Raw genomic sequence first — 15,070 nt, 5'->3', positions numbered from 1 at the left:
GTGACAGCATTCTTTTTTAGCGCGGACAGCTCCATCCCCAGGGGCTTCCGAACTCGTCGCCTATCAGCGATGAGGTGCGCACCCGGCAATTCCGCCGGGCAAACTTCCCGCTGTCAAACCTTTGCTAACGCCGGCCCGTGGATAACTTTTCCAAGCCCGCTCACCCGAGCGCGGTTAGCCGCCCTGCTCCCCTCGAGCGGACTTTAAACCTTTAACTGGTGATGCCGCGGCCCGGCCCCTTCCTGTCGCTTGGCAATAACATTGCATCATTCGCCATGCCTTGACAGGCCGGTGAAATATAGCCACAATTTTTTCTACATTTTTAATATGTAGGGGCTATATGATTGAAGAGAAGCGTGACCCGAGAGCGAAGTTCTTAGAACTAGCAAATGCACGAGTTTCGCGAACCATAAAAGACTTGCGACTCGTCGGCAACTTGCTCAACAGAAAGAACTATGAATATACTAACGATGAGGCAAAAAAGATAATTAGAGCTTTGGAAGCAGAGCTCGACATCCTCAAGTTGAAGCTCAAGAACCAATCTAACGACAAAGACGAGGTTTTCCGTCTCTAAGGGGGGCACATGATTTGCTGGCAGTTCCGGCCGCTGAATCCCAACGACAACTCGGGAATTAGCACCGTGGAAGACAATTTTGCCAACGAAGAGCGCACCTCAGTCGAGATACTCGTCCGAGAGACGCTCCAGAACCCGCTTGATGCCCGCCTAAGCGGCGAGCATGTGCGGGTGCGCTACAACTTGGTGTCAGTAGACCGCAACTCAAGTGCATTCATGCCAAGGCTTTTCGACACAAACTGCCTCAACCACTTTGCTGCAGGAGGCTTGATATCTGAACTTCCCTCTTCAGTTGACTTTCTGGTGATCGAAGACTTTGGTACCTGCGGGCTGGAAGGAACCTTCGAGGATTCATCCGTCGATGGTCCCGGCGAAAACTGGAACGCGTTCTGGTTTCGCGAGGGTGAGGGAGCTAAACCATCGAAAGCAAATGGCGGAGCCGGCCAAGGCAAAATCACTCTATATGCGGCAAGCGCCATTCGTTCCGTTCTCGCATTAACACGACGAAAATCTGACAACGTTGAGCTTTTATTCGGTTGCTGTCGCTTTCGTCGTAACTACAAGCTTGCGGGTGATTCCAAGCGCTGGGCAAAGGAAGCACGCTGGTGTAGCACTAAGAATCCAGAAGCTCTCGCATTGCCTATAACTGACTCACAGATAATCGATGCGTTGAAGGCGGAGCTTCAGCTTGCTCGGGGGGAGAAAACTGGAACTACTTTTATAGTCCCTATGCCACACGGCATTGCATTGGACGACGTTCGCCGGGCGGTTCTGAACGAATTTTTCTTTCCGATTCGTAGAGGGAGACTAACAGTCGAGGTCGGGAACGTAAAGATCGACGAGCATTCGGTTGCGCGGTTGGCTGGCCAGTTGGGAATAAACTCAAGGTATTCAACCGAATATCGAAAATTCCTCGAAGCTGCGATAACCGAGCACATCGCTGTGCCCGCAACAACTACCCTGAAACCGGGTTGGGGAGCCGCTGGCAAGCTCAGCGATTCTAATTTCGAGGAAGGGGGCGGTCTTGCGCTCTCGCAGCAGTTCGGCCAAGGCGGTTTGGTAAGTGCTGATTTCCCGGTTCGAATTAGGAAAAAAGGTGAGGCGCCCGAGACGGGCGTGTTTCGTGTCGTCGTCCAGCAGTATAGCGAGAGCGAGCACAGTCAAGAGCTGTTCGTGCGCCAAGACCTCGGCATTGACGGCGAAAAACGTCTGCGAGGGTCCCGCCGTGTTGTGCCTGTCCTCGCATTAACCTTCATCGACGACCTCAACCTGTCCGCTTTCCTCGTTGCGGCGGAAGAACCAACGCATCGCACCTGGAATGCGAGCAGACCAAGGCTGACCTTGCTTTACGACGGGGCCGCCTCATTAATGAGCAATGTGCGCAACGCGGCGCTGCGTTTGGTCGAGTTTTTGACACCAGAGGGAGTGCGTGACCAAACCGCGTTGGCCCCGTATTTTGCGGTACCCGAGGCACAAGATAGTACAGCCAGGGGCGGCGGCGGAAACAAGCCAACCCAGCGCGGCGGTGAAACTCAGTCATTGCAAATTCCGCCCCCCAAGCCCAAACCGGTAGAGGTCAAATCCGAGAAGGACGGGTTTACTGTCCGAGCGCTGAACAATGAAACAAAATCATCCTTCCCTCTTCATTGCACAGTTCAGACCGCATATGCGACGACGTGGGGAAATCCATTCAGCCAATGGGACGCGGCTGAGTTCTGGCTCAATAGCGAGCAGGACTTCCCGATCACCGCGGATGAGGTATCAAACCTCGTCAGGGACGGCAACGAGCTCCGTTTCGATCTGCTCGGCCCGTCCAGCTACCTTCAAGTTCACGGATTCGATCCTCACCGGAGGCTCGAAGTTCAGCTGCAATACAGGGGGCTCAGCGATGCCGAAAATATCGAGGACTACTAATCCTACCGGCCAACGCCAGCTGGATGCAGCACTGTTCAGCGTGCGAGCCCCAGTAGACGAACATGGGCGCAGAAGCTTTTGGCTGGAGCGGTTTGATTTCGCACACTCTGGCTTACGACCGGGCCTCAAATTGGCATGTATAGCCCATGCCGGCAGCACCGAAGAGTACTTCGAGCTAGGAACGGTTGACCTGCCTGATCACTCCACGCGTTCGCTGCTCGAGCTTGCAACCGATCGTCCCCTCAAATTTCGCTTCCTTGTCTATGAGCTCGGCAATCCTTTACTCATCGGGTTCGCCGACAACGTTCGGCCAGTGGATGAGGCAGGAGAGCTAGGCCACAGTCTTGTGGACATCCTGCCCGGTGATCTCCACGGATGTGCCTGGAAACTGGACTTGCCGGCGACGAGCTCTGGAGATGACAAGCCCGTGTTATTGGTTGACCGCGAGTTATTCCCAACCGCTGCGGCCGCCGCTCGCGACCCTTGGGTTGCAGTCCTTGTGATGCCTGAAGTGATGCGACAGATCGCGAAGATACTGGTAAAGGATCCGGGCTCCCTGAATGACGAGAATTCTTGGACCAGTTCTTGGACCGCCTTCTTCGAGGCAGAAGGAATTGGCTCGCCACCTGACGATCTGGACGAGGATGGCCGTACCAGATGGGTCGATGAAGTCGTGGAAACGTTTTGCGCGAAACCTTCGATCAAAGCCAAATTCAGTTTGGTAAGCAAAGAAATAGGCGGAGATAAACCATGACAGTGTATAAAGTTGCTTCACTTAACGCTGGGGGCATCAGTGTGTTCTCGTCATGGCTTGCTGCCCCCAAAGGAGAGCCCCCCTTACAGCTTCTCTCCGACCCTGCATTTACAGATGATCTCCCTTGGGATTTCAGTGTTGATACTGAGAAAACTTTCGATACATCGTACGATCTTGGGCTTTACCTCCACACTACTGCCATCGGCGACGTTAAGGACCCTTTAGCAGTTGAGCGTGCGACAGGCATGTGGGCTTGGCTCTCGCTTGCGATGATCCGCTCGCTCGTCCGCCGTACAGGTGTTCAGAAAGGCAAGCCGTTGGAGTCTGCTCATTATGTGGAAGCCGATACGCAGAGGGGACGCAGATTAGGGTATCGCCTCATCACGCGGACCGCTTGGCGATTGGTTCGGCTTCATGGAGAAAAAGCTCAAGTTGCACTTGGCTCAGCTAGAAGCCCTTGGGGAGAAATGGCTGAGCAGATGAGTTCAAGGCAAGAGATTTTTTCTCATCCAAGCTTTTGGGCCGTTGCGCACAAGTTGTACCGCAACGAACATGGAGAGCTGAAACGTGGTGCCACTAGTCAGCGGCCCGAAAGCGCGAGAAAGGATCCAAACAATAATTCGGGAAAGGGGGGCGTACGTCGATTACCGGCAACCTTTCGTCAATTCGACCGTACATATCTCACCCGGGCAATGACTCTTGATCAGATGCTTCAAGTCTTACCAAATGAATACGAGAGATGGATAAGTTAGCGACAGGCGCCCATCGCGATACCAAAGGAACTGAAGGGCCTAATCCTTTGGCCGTGTGCAGCTACACAATTTACCGTTTCCGTTAGCTCGCCCGAAGAGTCCCTGGCCGCCGCCGCCGTGTGTGGCTACCAGCTATATTAACGGCCAGAACCAAATTTCCCTACTGCTCCAATAGCACCCGGTGCCGCACACACGAATTCCACCCAGCTGCGGTGAGACAATGTCGATGTGGCCGTGCTCGTAGACACCCGGGATCAGTCGGAAGAACGAGACGATCCCGCTGCGCAAGCCGATGCTCGATTCCGCCTGCTTTGTGCTGAACTTCTCGGGCGAGCCGAACATCGAGCGGGTGGCCAGTATGTGAGACAGCTTGTCCTGCCCGGGCTCGATCATCTGGCCCTTGAAAGGCCCCTTCTTGATGGCGATTCTCCCGCCCGGGATCGTGATTCCGGACCTGATCAGCGCAAGGCTGACACGGGTAGCACAGGTGTTCTCATAGGCTGGATTGCCGATCAGATCATCCCATCCGATCTCACGGAAAAGCGCATCGTGATCAACGTCGATCTTGCGTGGGTAATTCTGCTTCAGCACAGCAAACGACAGGCTCTGCATGGTCACCTCCTAGCGATTGCAGGGGAAGCGTGCGGCGTACAGTTCGATCAACGTCTCGGCGGCGTTACCATGCATCATCCCTTGCCGCTTGCGTAGTTCTGCCCAGATGCGATCGTCGACTTCGTCGGGCTTCATGCGCGGCGGCGCGCACCACAACTTGCCTTGGGTGGCGTCCACGACCCCTGCCTGGTAGCCCTCGGCATAGCGTTGGTCATAGGTGGCCTTTGCGCTTTGGTCCCACTTGCTCACGTTCGGCTCGCCCGTGATCTGCTTCAAGAAGTCGTCGCCGGACAGGTGCCAGAACCAGACTTCACGAGGACTTGCAGCCACGGCGCAAGCGACCAGTGCCGCGCCGGCCAGCAGTGCGGCGCGCATTACGATGCCACCTTGTTCGCAGCCAGGTTCCAGCCGCCCGCGGTGTTGCCGCCTGCCCCGCCGCCGATCTTCTGCTGGGTGTACTTGTAGACGACTTCGGCGAATTTCAGGCCAATGGACTCGTGGAGGATGTGGCCGCCTTCGATGCTGGGCGCAACAGAGGCGATGATCACGTTCTTCAGCTCGATGCGGAAATAGCAGATCGGCTTGCCGTCGCCATCGGCGCGCATGAACTCGAAGACGGCTTTCGGAATGGTTTTCCCCATCGCACAGTACTGCGCGAGGATCGGCGTCGAGAGGTCGGCCATCTTGGTGAACGAAATATCGCTCATCTCCACCCGTTCGGCGGTGTGGCCGCCAGCGGTCGATGCGCTCGCGCTACGCGGCTGAAAGATACTCCAGCGGACGCCGGATGCCTCGATCCAATCTTTGTGCTTGTCGTCTTGCGACTCGCCTTTGATGCCCTCGATCTGCAGGTAAACGTCGATAGCCATGGTGATGTCCTTCTGGTCGTGAAATGATGGGATTGCGGCGGTGAAAACTCCTTCCCGGGCTATTCTTGCCCGCGGTTGACCAACACGACTTATCAGCGCGCAAGCTCGGCAGTTTCTTAGTGTCGAAGTGAGTCCGCTCCGCATGGAAGGGAAAGCTGCACGGCACCACCTCCACTGGGCATACCGCTCGGCGCTGCCAGAAGTACTCCCTCGCAGTACCGAGTAAATACAGCTTTCGCACCGGCTACGTTATCGATTAGTCTTTTCCTTTAGTAAATTTCGGCGAAGGAACTCGAAATGGTGATGAGGACGCAAGGATGGCTGGTCTTGTTGCTGATGGCGACGCTCGCGGGCTGCTACACGCCGGCGCCAAAGCCGGGCGAGATCATCTACCTGAAAATTGATGAGCCTGTAAAACTCCCATTCCACCCCACCAGCTCCGCGATCACCGCGCGCAATGCGCTTACCCAAGGTCTCTCGCGGGAAGACATCGAGAAAGGTCGCCTTGGTTTCGCGGAGTGTGCGGAACAGACAGCGGCTGGCCCCAAGGGGCGCCTCTGGGTCGTGACGGTTCCCGAGAGCATGCATTTCCCGCCGTATTGGCGCATGGAGCCGTTTGCCGAAATCGTTCCCGGCGTGGGGTACGCCGAATCCGGGCCGTTGGGGCGTGCAATCGCCAAGACGCCGGCGCCGCAGGAAAAAGAGCTTGCCCAACTCTCCTATCGAAAACTCGTCAGGTGCGATGCGACCAATACACCCGGGGCACTGCGCGCGGAGCTCACGAAGCTATCGGATCGCTTTTGGCTAACGGATCTGGAACAGCAAGACGGCTGGACCCGTGCATTGCCCAAGGATGCGGTAGCGGACGGACGAGTGTACGACGCGCACTGTGCGCTGGGTACCGACTACACCCGGAGCTGGTATGTGCTGGCCTTGCCTGGCCAGGTCCTGAGCGAGGGACAACTCATCAAGGCGCGGGCCGGGACTGCGGTCGATGATGGGCCCGGAGCGCTCTCGCAGGTGCTCGAGCTCAACCTGAAGGGCTATCGAACGGAAAAAGTATTTAGTCGGCCCGTCATCAGTTGCTCGCAGTAGGCCGTTCCTGCTGACTCCCGGCCGGGCGCACTTGAGGAAGCTCACGCGTTAAAGCTGCAGGCGTGCCACGATCTGCTCCAATTGACTACAACTGGATAGGAGAAAGGCATGCTGCTGCGAAAACTCTTCCAGATGATTGCGGGTTCGGCATTCCTTTATCTGGGCATCGCGAGTCAGGGCACTGCAGCCGCGCAGGAGCCAAAGCATGGCGTCAGGGCGCCGGCGTCCATCGAGGCCGAACACAAGGAACTGCACGAAGAGCTGGCCTCGGCGGTTCGCTCGGGCGGCCGAACCGCCGAGGCAGCGCGCAATGTCGAGAAATTGCTGCAGCCTCATTTCGTCAAGGAAGAGCAGTTCGCACTGCCGCCGCTTGCGGCGCTGTCGGACCTTGCTGCCGGCAAGATGCCGCCGAACGCCGGCGACATCATCCAGATGTCCGATCATCTGCAGCAGGAGATGCCAACAATGCTGGCCGAGCACGCGTCGATCGGAAAAGCCCTGGAGCGCTTGCGCGCGGCTGCGCTGGAAGAGCACAAGCCAGCCGCGGCGCTGTTCGCCGACCACCTCATGGCCCACGCAAAGCAGGAAGAGGAAATCATGTATCCCGCCGCAATCCTGGCAGGCCGATATCTCAAGCTGAAGGAGCTGTAGGCTCGCGCTGCACGCTTGCCGGGCTCGCGCGACCAGCGGCGGCACGCGCCGACCACGTTCCTGCATCTTGTTTGAGTTGCCTTCGCAACAATGCCATGCAAAAATGGCCGCCGACGTTGCTGCATCGTAACCAAACAAGGGGAACGACATGGGCATGTACGCGGGGAAGAGTTTCAAACGACAGCTCGACCAGGCCGGGATTGGCCCCGAGCGCCACGGAAAGCGCGCCGCGAGGCTTGCCGACAACCGTGCGCAGGCAACAGCGCAGCGGCAGCAACAAGCGACGGCCAGGAGTAGCCCCGGCCTCCAGCAGGCGGCCCAGCTACGCAGCGCGACCAGCGCAAGGCCGGCACCGCAATCGGCCTCCCCGGTCGTACAGCGGGTGGTGGACCCGTACAAGGCGGGCCGCGCGCTGCAGTCCAACTACAAGGTCATGCGCGGCCTGTCGCCGCAGCAGATGAAGTATGTCCAGGGCCTGCACGAGGAAGCAAAACACTACTCGAGCGACGAGGCGGTAAAGCTGGCCCAAGGCACCAGCGGGGCCAACAAGTACGAGTGGGACGTCGACAACAACCTCGGCAGTTATCAGTCGCCCCACGCGGACATCCAGAGCATCCTGAACAGTTATGGGCATCCGACCACGGACGTGGTCAAGGTCTATGACGACCTGGCCAATCGCATCAAGTTCGATGTCGGCTCAAACGGAAAAGGGAAGCTGCAGCAAGGAACCGCAAGCGACCTGCATCTCATGTTCGACGCCGCAGAGCCGCTGCACTTTGCCACCAACAACACGCTGGGCAACTGGTGGCAAGACAATCTCGATGGTTACGGTGGCAAAAAGACCGGCAGCGGACTGTACTCGGTGCTGCGCAGCGAAATCACCAAGGATTTCAAGGCCGAAGACTTTGGGAAGAAGACGCTCAACGATTTGCTCTGGAGCGTCAGCGGCAAACCGCCCGAATTGCACCACCTGGAATACAGATCGCTCTTCCCACAGCACGCCCATAAAGCCAACAACCTGATGCTGACCGAGCGCAGCGACAGCGAGTCGCGGTCCGGCATGGGACAACATGAGCTGATGCACTGGGTGGGCTCGGGCGCGAACCCCAACAAGTTCAAGGTGCTCTTGCCGCAGTATCAGGAGGAGTACGAAAAGTGGCTCAAGAACAAAACCGGCGGCGGGCTCTGATCAAGCCGCCTCGCTGAATCCCGTCAGGGCCGGTGTTTTCTCGACGGCGTTCACTGCTGCGCCGGCACTACTGGTGGCGGCGGCGGTTTCATTTCCGTCAGCTTGGCGGGAGTGATCGCGAATGCGAGGTCTTCGCTTTGTGGGGCGATCGACTTCAGGTTAATGGTCACGTCATATTCATACTCTTCGCCGTCGTCTAGCTCGATCTTGTTGAACTCGCTCGTGGCCTTCCCTTGGAAAAACAACTTCCCCTCAGCCTGCGACCAATCTGCCGTGCTGGTCTCGCCAGCATCGACGTTGGCGACCGGTTTGGAAAAGTTGAAGTGTTTTTTCAGGAGTGAGGTCAATTCGGTAGTCAGCAACGCCTGCCCGGCCGCACCTTGCAGATAGGTGACGGGATTGGTCTTCCAGAACGTGTTGACGGCTTGGATGTCCCACTTAAATGTGGACAAATAGTGGCGTTCAAAAATATGGGCCCAGGTGGCAGGAGGGACGTTGACCGTCACTTGAACGGGCACGTCCACGAACGTGGGTCGGGCTCCGTCCTTCGTCAGCGATTTGGCGTCGAAGGTAAAAGTGAATGACCAATTGGCCACCGCGGCGGCGGCGGGGCCACGACCGACCTGGTCGGCCTGTGGATTGTCGAGCCAGGTAGCGCTTCGCTTTTTCACCCATTTGCCGGCATGCTGATACCAGTGCTCAGGCGTGTAAGTGGGGATCTTCTCCGCGTTCAGCGCAGTGAGTTGGGTGCTGACGACGGTTAACAGGGTCACCAAATATTCTTCGACAGCGCTGTTGTGATGTGTGTTCTTCTTGGAGTCGGCTGCCTTGGTTGGCAAGATCTCCGCATACACCAGTTGGTTCAGCTCCCGGATGGCGTCGTCGAGCTTGCGCATTTCCAGCGAAAAGGCGCTTTCCTTGATCACTCCGTTGGCGCCGCTCTCCATTTTCGGATCGAAGAAGTTCCCGGCGCCCTGGATCTGGTCTGCTCGTCCCGGTACGATATTCTCTTGAATGTTGACCAAATGCCCTTCGGTCAGCAATTCGTGCGCGCCTTTGCTGGCCCCGGCCTTTTCCCTGATTAACTCGAGGGCCTCCTTCAGTCCTTCCCATCTGCTTCTCGGGTCACTCGCTACCTGATCCAGCGTTTTGAGCGTGGCGCTGAATGTGCGGAGTGTTTCTTGCGGCACCATGTGGTCGAGCTGCACCTGGTCTTTGGCAAGGCCCCTGATCGTTCGGCGTTCATCGTTTTCCGCGTCAGGGAAATTGCCCTGCAACACACGCCCTACGGAAACAGCGGCTGGCCGCGGCTCAGCGCTTGCGCCGTCGGCGCGCCGTTGCACCGGCAACGCGGCGGCGCGAGCGCCCATGCTGTCCGCTTCCGCCTCCAGCCCGTGATCGTCGTTAACGGACGTACCGCCCATCTGCACCGTCGGCCTGACCCGCCCCTGCGCCTGCTGGACCACGTGCCATGCCTCGTGCGGAAGTTGATGCGACTGTCCGGGAGCCATATGAATTTCGTTTCCCTGCGCATACGCATGCGCATTGAGCTGCGCCGGTTTGGGCGAGCTGTAATGCACCCGCACATGGTCCATGCTCATGCCGGAAAGGGACTCGATGCCGCTTTTCAAATCCTCGGGGAGGCCGCCGGGCTTGGCCGCGGTGCGCTGCGCCACCGGTTCGGCCGCAGCGCGGTTGTCCTGCAAGACGGTCCCGCGCCTGCGCCCGCTGTCCTGCGTTTGCTGGTCCGTCCCTTGCTGCCGCCGTTGGTGCGTCAACTCGCCCATGCCCTGCTCCTAGTGGATCTGGATCGTCTTGTTTTCTTTTCGGAACTCGCGCTTGATGCCTTCCATCAGGTCGTCACGCGTCACCTCACGCCGTTCGCGGCTGATCGCGTGCAGCGCGCAGTGGCGCAGCACGTTGATGATGGCGCCGCCGGCCAGTTCGTAGTCCTGGGCCACCTTGCGCAGGTCGATCTCCGGCGCCAGCTCGCACACGCCGTGGAACGCGTTGGCCCACAGTTGCAGCCGCTGCGCGGCCGATGGCATGGTGAAGTTGATCATGGTCTGGAAGCGGCGCGTGAAGGCTTCGTCCAGGTTGGCCTTGAGGTTGGTGGCCAGGATCACGGTGCCGGGAAAATCCTCGATCCGCTGCAACAGGTAGCCGGTTTGCTGGTTGGCGTGGCGGTCGTTGGAGTTGTTCGCGCTGGTGCGCTTGCCGAACAGCGCGTCGGCTTCGTCGAAGAACAAGATCCAGTCCTTGTAGCTGGCCGCGTCAAACACCTTGCCCAGGTTTTTCTCGGTTTCGCCGATGTATTTGGACACGATCATCGACAGGTCCACGCGGTACACGTCGCGCCCCGTCGATTTGCCCAGCAGCGCCGCGGTCAGCGTCTTGCCGGTGCCGGGCGGTCCATAGAAGGCGGCGCGAAAGCCCGGCTTGACCTTGCTGGCCAGCCCCCAGTCGCGCATCAGCGTGGGGCCGTGCGTGAGCCAGGCGCGGATCTCCTGCACCTGGGCCATCACCTGGTGGTCCAGCACCAGGTCACGCCACTCCAGCGGCGTGCTGATGGGGCTGGCCGGGAACGAGGCGCTCAGCTCGGGCCGCACCTTTTCACCGCTGAGCAGGTAATGCAGCCATTGCTCGGACATGCCGAGCACGCCGGACAGCGGCGGCAGCCGTTCGTCCTCGCGCTCCAGGGTAAGCACCTGTTCGGCACGCAACCGGTGTTGCGGAGCGAGGATGCGCAGGGCGTCCAGCTGCAGCGCCGGGTCGTCCGCGCCGAGCACGAAGGCGAGCGTCTGCCCGGTCGGCAGGAAGCCGCTGAACGACTTGCTGGGACAGCCGCCAAATTCGCTGAAGCCGCGGTCGATCAGCCCGTTGATGCCGAAGAAGATGTCGAGCGCCTGCGGACGCAGGTGCGGCGCGATCGCCAGCGCCAGCGCCAGCCGTTCGCAGCTGTCGAGCTGCCATGCCAACACTTGCGCGGCGTACACGCTTTCGTCCGCCACGAGCGCGGGCGGCTCGATCTCGCGCCAGCGCCGTTCGTGCCCTTCGTGCTTCAGGTAGCTGGCGATGGCCTGACGCACCACGACGTCCAGCCAGTCCAGCTCGCGCTGCAGGGCGGCCAGGTTCTGTGCGGGCGACGGCGCCTGTTCCACCATCGCTAGGCCTCCAGCCGTTCCACGTCGTCCAGCGACAGGTCGGCCCAGGAGAAAAACTCGATGCAGGTATTGAGCGTGAGCTCGTTGGCGCGGCTCAGGTTGAGCAGGCTGGCTTTGTTCCAGCTCGCGATTTCCAGGTGGCTGTGGCGCGCTTCGTTATCGAACAGGTGGTTCAGGTAGCGGTCGTGCATTTTGTCGCTCAGGATGAGCTTCTTGGCCTTGAAGAAATACGCGGGCTGGCCGCGCCCCACTTCGTAGCTCGCCATGCCCTGGCTGCGCTCGGTCCTGGCGCTGGCATGGCCAAGCAGCGCATGCCAGTTGCCGTCGTCGCCAGCGGCCGACATTTCGAGCCTGGCGCCGGGCTGTCCCGCCACCGCCAGCGCCCATTCGTCGGTGCGGGCGATGCCGGTGACAACATACACTTCGCGAAACCCGAAATGCGTCTGCGTCAGCTTGATGGTGGCGTCGTCACGCAACTGGTGCCAGTTGCGCAGCAGGCGCGCGCGGGCCTCCTTGCAGTAGAACAGGAAGTCGCCGGCCTGCGCGAACTCCAGCGCCTGCCGCGTCCATTGCCGTTGCTCGCCCTCGCCGTCGTCGCTCCAGCGCGCCTCGCTGGCGGCAAGAATCACGTTGCGTGCCAGGCTGAAGTCGGGCGGCGCAAGGGGAACCGGGGCGCTGGTATGCAGTGGCTCGACCAGGTGCGCGTGCTCCAGGTTGAGCAGGGGCTGAAACCGGCCCTGCAGCACCTGGCAGACATCGCCGACCGCCACCGCCTGTGTGAGCGGCTGCATGGGTAGCCATCCCGTTTGCAGATAGCAATCCCGATAGAAGTTCTTCTTGAACATGGGCGCCTTTCGTAACAATGGGCAGGCGGACCGGCCGCCTGCCCTGTGCGGGCCTGTTGTCGCGCGTGGCCGGTCAGGCGGCGTACGCAGCGGCGGTCGCGGCTGCAAGCCCCGCCTGGTACGAGTTGAGCCTGACCTGTGCGTCCGCGAGCTCGGCCTGGGCGTGCGACAGCTGGCTGGTGACGATGTTGTTGCTCGTCAGGGCCTGGTTGTAATTGGCCTTGGCGTCGTCGTAAGCCTGCTGCAGCATCGCCACGATGCCGGGCACTTCCATGCTCGAGGGCGCCGCATTGGCCGCCATCAGCACCTTGCCGGACTGCGAATCCCACAGGTAGGACATGCGTTCGCGCAGCTGTCCGGACTGCCGCGAACCCAGCGCGAGCACCTCGCTCGATTCGAGCAGCGTTGCCTCGGCCACATAGCAGCTTTGCAGCGCCGCGAGCGAGAGCGCGATAGCGTTGTTGGCATTGGCGGCGGCCTTGGACATGTTGTCGATCAGCTTGTCGGGCACGAGCGGGTTGTTGGCCTTCTGCTTGTTGACCAGCTGCGCAGTCTTGTTGATGTACTCGATCGACAAGATCAGCTTGTTGACCAGCTCGGCCATCTGGGCGGCCACGTCCGAGGCGCCGGAACTGGCTTCGTTCACCTTGCTGGTGGCGGTCGTCATGCTGGCGACCAGCGAGGTCGCGCTCGACAGCGCGTCCTTGCCCAGGTTCAGGTTGGCCAGGGCCGACTCCTGGTCGTCGTCTGCCTGCGTCAGGTACAGGTTGAATTGTTGCGACTTCGCCTGCAGGGAACTGACGATGGCCTGCTGCTCGGCCACATCGTACTGCGCCTGGGTTACCGAGCTGGTCAGCGACTGGATCTCGGAGTTCTTCTTGTCGGCCACACTGAGTGCGAGGCCGGGTGCCGAGGTATCACGCATGTGTTTCTCCTTGTTTTGGGTATTCGATGGATGGACGGTCAGGCGCCGGGCAGTTGGATGGTGTCGCCGAACGCAAGCGTGCTCACGTAGGCGCTGGCGCTGGCCCCGGTCACGGTGGCAAGGACGTACGGCCGGTAGGTCGCGCCGGGGCGCAACATGTTGCCGTAGTTATCGGTACTGCAGGAATTGAAGTCGATCCTGACGTTCGGCTTGATCGGGCGCGGCCTGCTCGACGGCGCGGCCGCGGCTGCTTCCGCCTGGCTGGCATCGGCGGGCTCCTCCGCCGGGGCAGCCGGCGCCACCACGAACTTTTCATAGTTCGCCGGCGCCACCTGCAGGGCGATGTCCAGGTCGAAGTAGATTGGCGACGGCTCCTTGCTCAGCAGGCCCAGCGCGAAGTCGTTCTGGTCTTCCTCGACCAGGATGCAGCGGTACTCCAGCTGGCCGCCGGCCGGGTAGAACGGCGCGGCGTAAAAGTTCACGAACAGCGGACGGTCCGGCTCCGCCGGCTGCGGCAGTTTCGGCGTGATGTTCTGCGCCGTCGGCAGCACCTCGGCCACCATGAAGCGTGCGCTCGGCGCCGACAGCCAGTCCGAGTAGTTGTTAATGAAGAACTTGTACTCGTTGGAGAGCACCGCGTACAGGAAGGCAACGTAGGGCTGGCCCGGCACAATGTTGTTCAGGTACACATCGGTGGCGAAGCTCAGCTGCATGCCGGTGGCCCCGATTGCCTTGAACTGGGTATTGCCATCCTGCGCGTTGAACAGCTGCTCGGCCAGGTCGGTCGTCAGCGTGGTCTTTTTCGCTTCCGGCACCAGGGCCACGAAATATTGCGGGGCCATCGCCGGAATCTTGAGGTCGCCGGGCACGGAGTAGAAGTCCGGCGTGGCCAGCCCGTTGTAATTCACCGTGACCGTGCAGCTCGGCGGGGTCGCGGCCAGGTCTACCGATGCAACGGAGACCGACAGGCCCACGTTCAACTGGGCATTGGCGTTCTGGTACGCCGCATCGATGGCGGCCGCTTCGCAATCGGCGTCCTTCACCGCGCCCTCGGCCTGGCGCTCGGCAATGCTGGCCTGGCCCACCGCGGCTTTTTCGGATACGTACAGGTCATTGAACTTGTCGAACTCGGCCTGCGTTGCCTTGAGCAGGCCGTCGACCTTGCCCTTGAATGCGGTAGCCTGCGTGAGCACCGGGCCGGAGATGATTTCCGAGGTATTGCTGGAAGCCATCATCGCCATGTCGGACACGCGCCGCGATTCGTTGGCAACCTCGTTGATCAGCGCGTTCGCGTTCAGGAGCTTGCTGTACACATCGGTCTTGTACAGCGACGCGGTGGCATTGTTGAGCGCCGCACCGATTTCCGCCGCCACCATGGCGATGGCATTGGAGGCGATCTGCACGTTGGACGCGGCGGTCGCCATGTTGGTATTGCTGGTGGTGACGGTACCGTTGGCCATGGTGGCGGTGGCCAGCAGGTTGACTGCCGCATTGTCGTTGGACAGGCACTCGGTGTTGATGGCCCCGGCCGACTTCAGGGTGTGCTTGGTGGCGCCCACCTTGTCCAGCGCCGTGAGCTGTGCGCCCTGCGCGTAATACAGGTTGTAATGCTCGGAGGTTTGCGTCGAATCGAGCCGGTCCTGTTCGGCCGCCAGGGCCCCGAGGGTGGCGATCGCCGTGCTTTTCAGGTTTTCTTCATAGGTATTCATCAGCTTCCTGTCCCTTC

The 15,070-nt window shown here is 60.1% G+C and carries 15 protein-coding genes; 7 read left to right on the top strand and 8 right to left on the bottom strand.

The window, feature by feature from the left end:
• Positions 1 to 340: 340 nt before the first annotated feature.
• The 4 genes from NX773_RS19505 to NX773_RS19490 are packed head-to-tail and all read left to right on the top strand — an operon-like array spanning position 341 to position 3,994.
• Positions 341 to 574: a hypothetical protein gene (locus NX773_RS19505; RefSeq protein ID WP_258857950.1), complete on the top strand. Its 234-nt coding sequence runs from the start codon at positions 341 to 343 to the stop codon at positions 572 to 574.
• 9 nt (positions 575 to 583) lie between these two features.
• A complete protein-coding gene (locus NX773_RS19500; protein WP_258857949.1) occupies positions 584 to 2,488 on the top strand; it encodes a hypothetical protein in 1,905 nt (634 codons plus the stop codon).
• Positions 2,463 to 3,242: a hypothetical protein gene (locus tag NX773_RS19495; protein ID WP_258857948.1), complete on the top strand. Its 780-nt coding sequence runs from the start codon at positions 2,463 to 2,465 to the stop codon at positions 3,240 to 3,242. The genes NX773_RS19500 and NX773_RS19495 overlap by 26 nt, the downstream gene beginning before the upstream one ends.
• On the top strand, positions 3,239 to 3,994 hold the full coding sequence (locus NX773_RS19490; protein WP_258857947.1) for a hypothetical protein: 756 nt from the start codon (positions 3,239 to 3,241) through the stop codon (positions 3,992 to 3,994). The genes NX773_RS19495 and NX773_RS19490 overlap by 4 nt, the downstream gene beginning before the upstream one ends.
• A 132-nt stretch (positions 3,995 to 4,126) precedes the next feature.
• Here the strand turns inward: NX773_RS19490 and NX773_RS19485 are convergent, their stop codons facing one another.
• Genes NX773_RS19485 through NX773_RS19475 form a run of 3 tightly spaced genes read right to left on the bottom strand, consistent with a single transcriptional unit; the run spans position 4,127 to position 5,475 of the window.
• The gene (locus NX773_RS19485; RefSeq protein ID WP_258857946.1) at positions 4,127 to 4,606 is read right to left on the bottom strand and encodes a T6SS effector amidase Tae4 family protein; all 480 of its coding nucleotides are present in this window, start codon (positions 4,604 to 4,606) and stop codon (positions 4,127 to 4,129) included.
• Positions 4,607 to 4,615: 9 nt separating this feature from the next.
• The gene (locus NX773_RS19480) at positions 4,616 to 4,981 is read right to left on the bottom strand and encodes a Rap1a/Tai family immunity protein (protein WP_258857945.1); all 366 of its coding nucleotides are present in this window, start codon (positions 4,979 to 4,981) and stop codon (positions 4,616 to 4,618) included.
• Complete coding sequence (locus NX773_RS19475) at positions 4,981 to 5,475, bottom strand: Hcp family type VI secretion system effector (protein ID WP_258857944.1); 495 nt, start codon at positions 5,473 to 5,475, stop codon at positions 4,981 to 4,983. The genes NX773_RS19480 and NX773_RS19475 overlap by 1 nt, the downstream gene beginning before the upstream one ends.
• Positions 5,476 to 5,772: 297 nt before the next feature.
• On the opposite strand from NX773_RS19475, the gene NX773_RS19470 reads away from it, so the two are divergent.
• The 3 genes from NX773_RS19470 (at position 5,773) to NX773_RS19460 (ending at position 8,410) form a co-directional block, all read left to right on the top strand.
• Positions 5,773 to 6,570 carry a hypothetical protein gene (locus NX773_RS19470; RefSeq protein ID WP_258857943.1) on the top strand — a complete coding sequence of 266 codons (798 nt, stop codon included), beginning with the start codon at positions 5,773 to 5,775 and terminating at the stop codon, positions 6,568 to 6,570.
• A gap of 108 nt (positions 6,571 to 6,678) precedes the next feature.
• On the top strand, positions 6,679 to 7,221 hold the full coding sequence (locus tag NX773_RS19465; protein ID WP_258857942.1) for a hemerythrin domain-containing protein: 543 nt from the start codon (positions 6,679 to 6,681) through the stop codon (positions 7,219 to 7,221).
• Positions 7,222 to 7,369: 148 nt separating this feature from the next.
• Complete coding sequence (locus tag NX773_RS19460) at positions 7,370 to 8,410, top strand: hypothetical protein (protein ID WP_258857941.1); 1,041 nt, start codon at positions 7,370 to 7,372, stop codon at positions 8,408 to 8,410.
• A gap of 50 nt (positions 8,411 to 8,460) precedes the next feature.
• Here the strand turns inward: NX773_RS19460 and NX773_RS19455 are convergent, their stop codons facing one another.
• The 5 genes from NX773_RS19455 to NX773_RS19435 all read right to left on the bottom strand — a co-directional run bounded on the left by NX773_RS19455 (position 8,461) and on the right by NX773_RS19435 (position 15,053).
• On the bottom strand, positions 8,461 to 10,197 hold the full coding sequence (locus NX773_RS19455; RefSeq protein WP_258857940.1) for an eCIS core domain-containing protein: 1,737 nt from the start codon (positions 10,195 to 10,197) through the stop codon (positions 8,461 to 8,463).
• A gap of 9 nt (positions 10,198 to 10,206) precedes the next feature.
• Positions 10,207 to 11,574: an ATP-binding protein gene (locus NX773_RS19450; protein ID WP_258857939.1), complete on the bottom strand. Its 1,368-nt coding sequence runs from the start codon at positions 11,572 to 11,574 to the stop codon at positions 10,207 to 10,209.
• 2 nt (positions 11,575 to 11,576) lie between these two features.
• Positions 11,577 to 12,365 (bottom strand): hypothetical protein, encoded by a 789-nt coding sequence (locus NX773_RS19445; RefSeq protein ID WP_258857938.1) that lies wholly within the window; start codon positions 12,363 to 12,365, stop codon positions 11,577 to 11,579.
• Positions 12,366 to 12,492: 127 nt separating this feature from the next.
• The gene (locus NX773_RS19440; protein ID WP_258857937.1) at positions 12,493 to 13,344 is read right to left on the bottom strand and encodes a hypothetical protein; all 852 of its coding nucleotides are present in this window, start codon (positions 13,342 to 13,344) and stop codon (positions 12,493 to 12,495) included.
• A gap of 38 nt (positions 13,345 to 13,382) precedes the next feature.
• Positions 13,383 to 15,053 carry a hypothetical protein gene (locus tag NX773_RS19435; protein WP_258857936.1) on the bottom strand — a complete coding sequence of 557 codons (1,671 nt, stop codon included), beginning with the start codon at positions 15,051 to 15,053 and terminating at the stop codon, positions 13,383 to 13,385.
• Positions 15,054 to 15,070 lie beyond the last annotated feature (17 nt).

Source organism: Massilia solisilvae (genome assembly GCF_024753215.1).
GTDB lineage: Bacteria > Pseudomonadota > Gammaproteobacteria > Burkholderiales > Burkholderiaceae_D > Telluria > Telluria solisilvae.
This window is presented reverse-complemented; position numbering and strand designations above follow the sequence as displayed.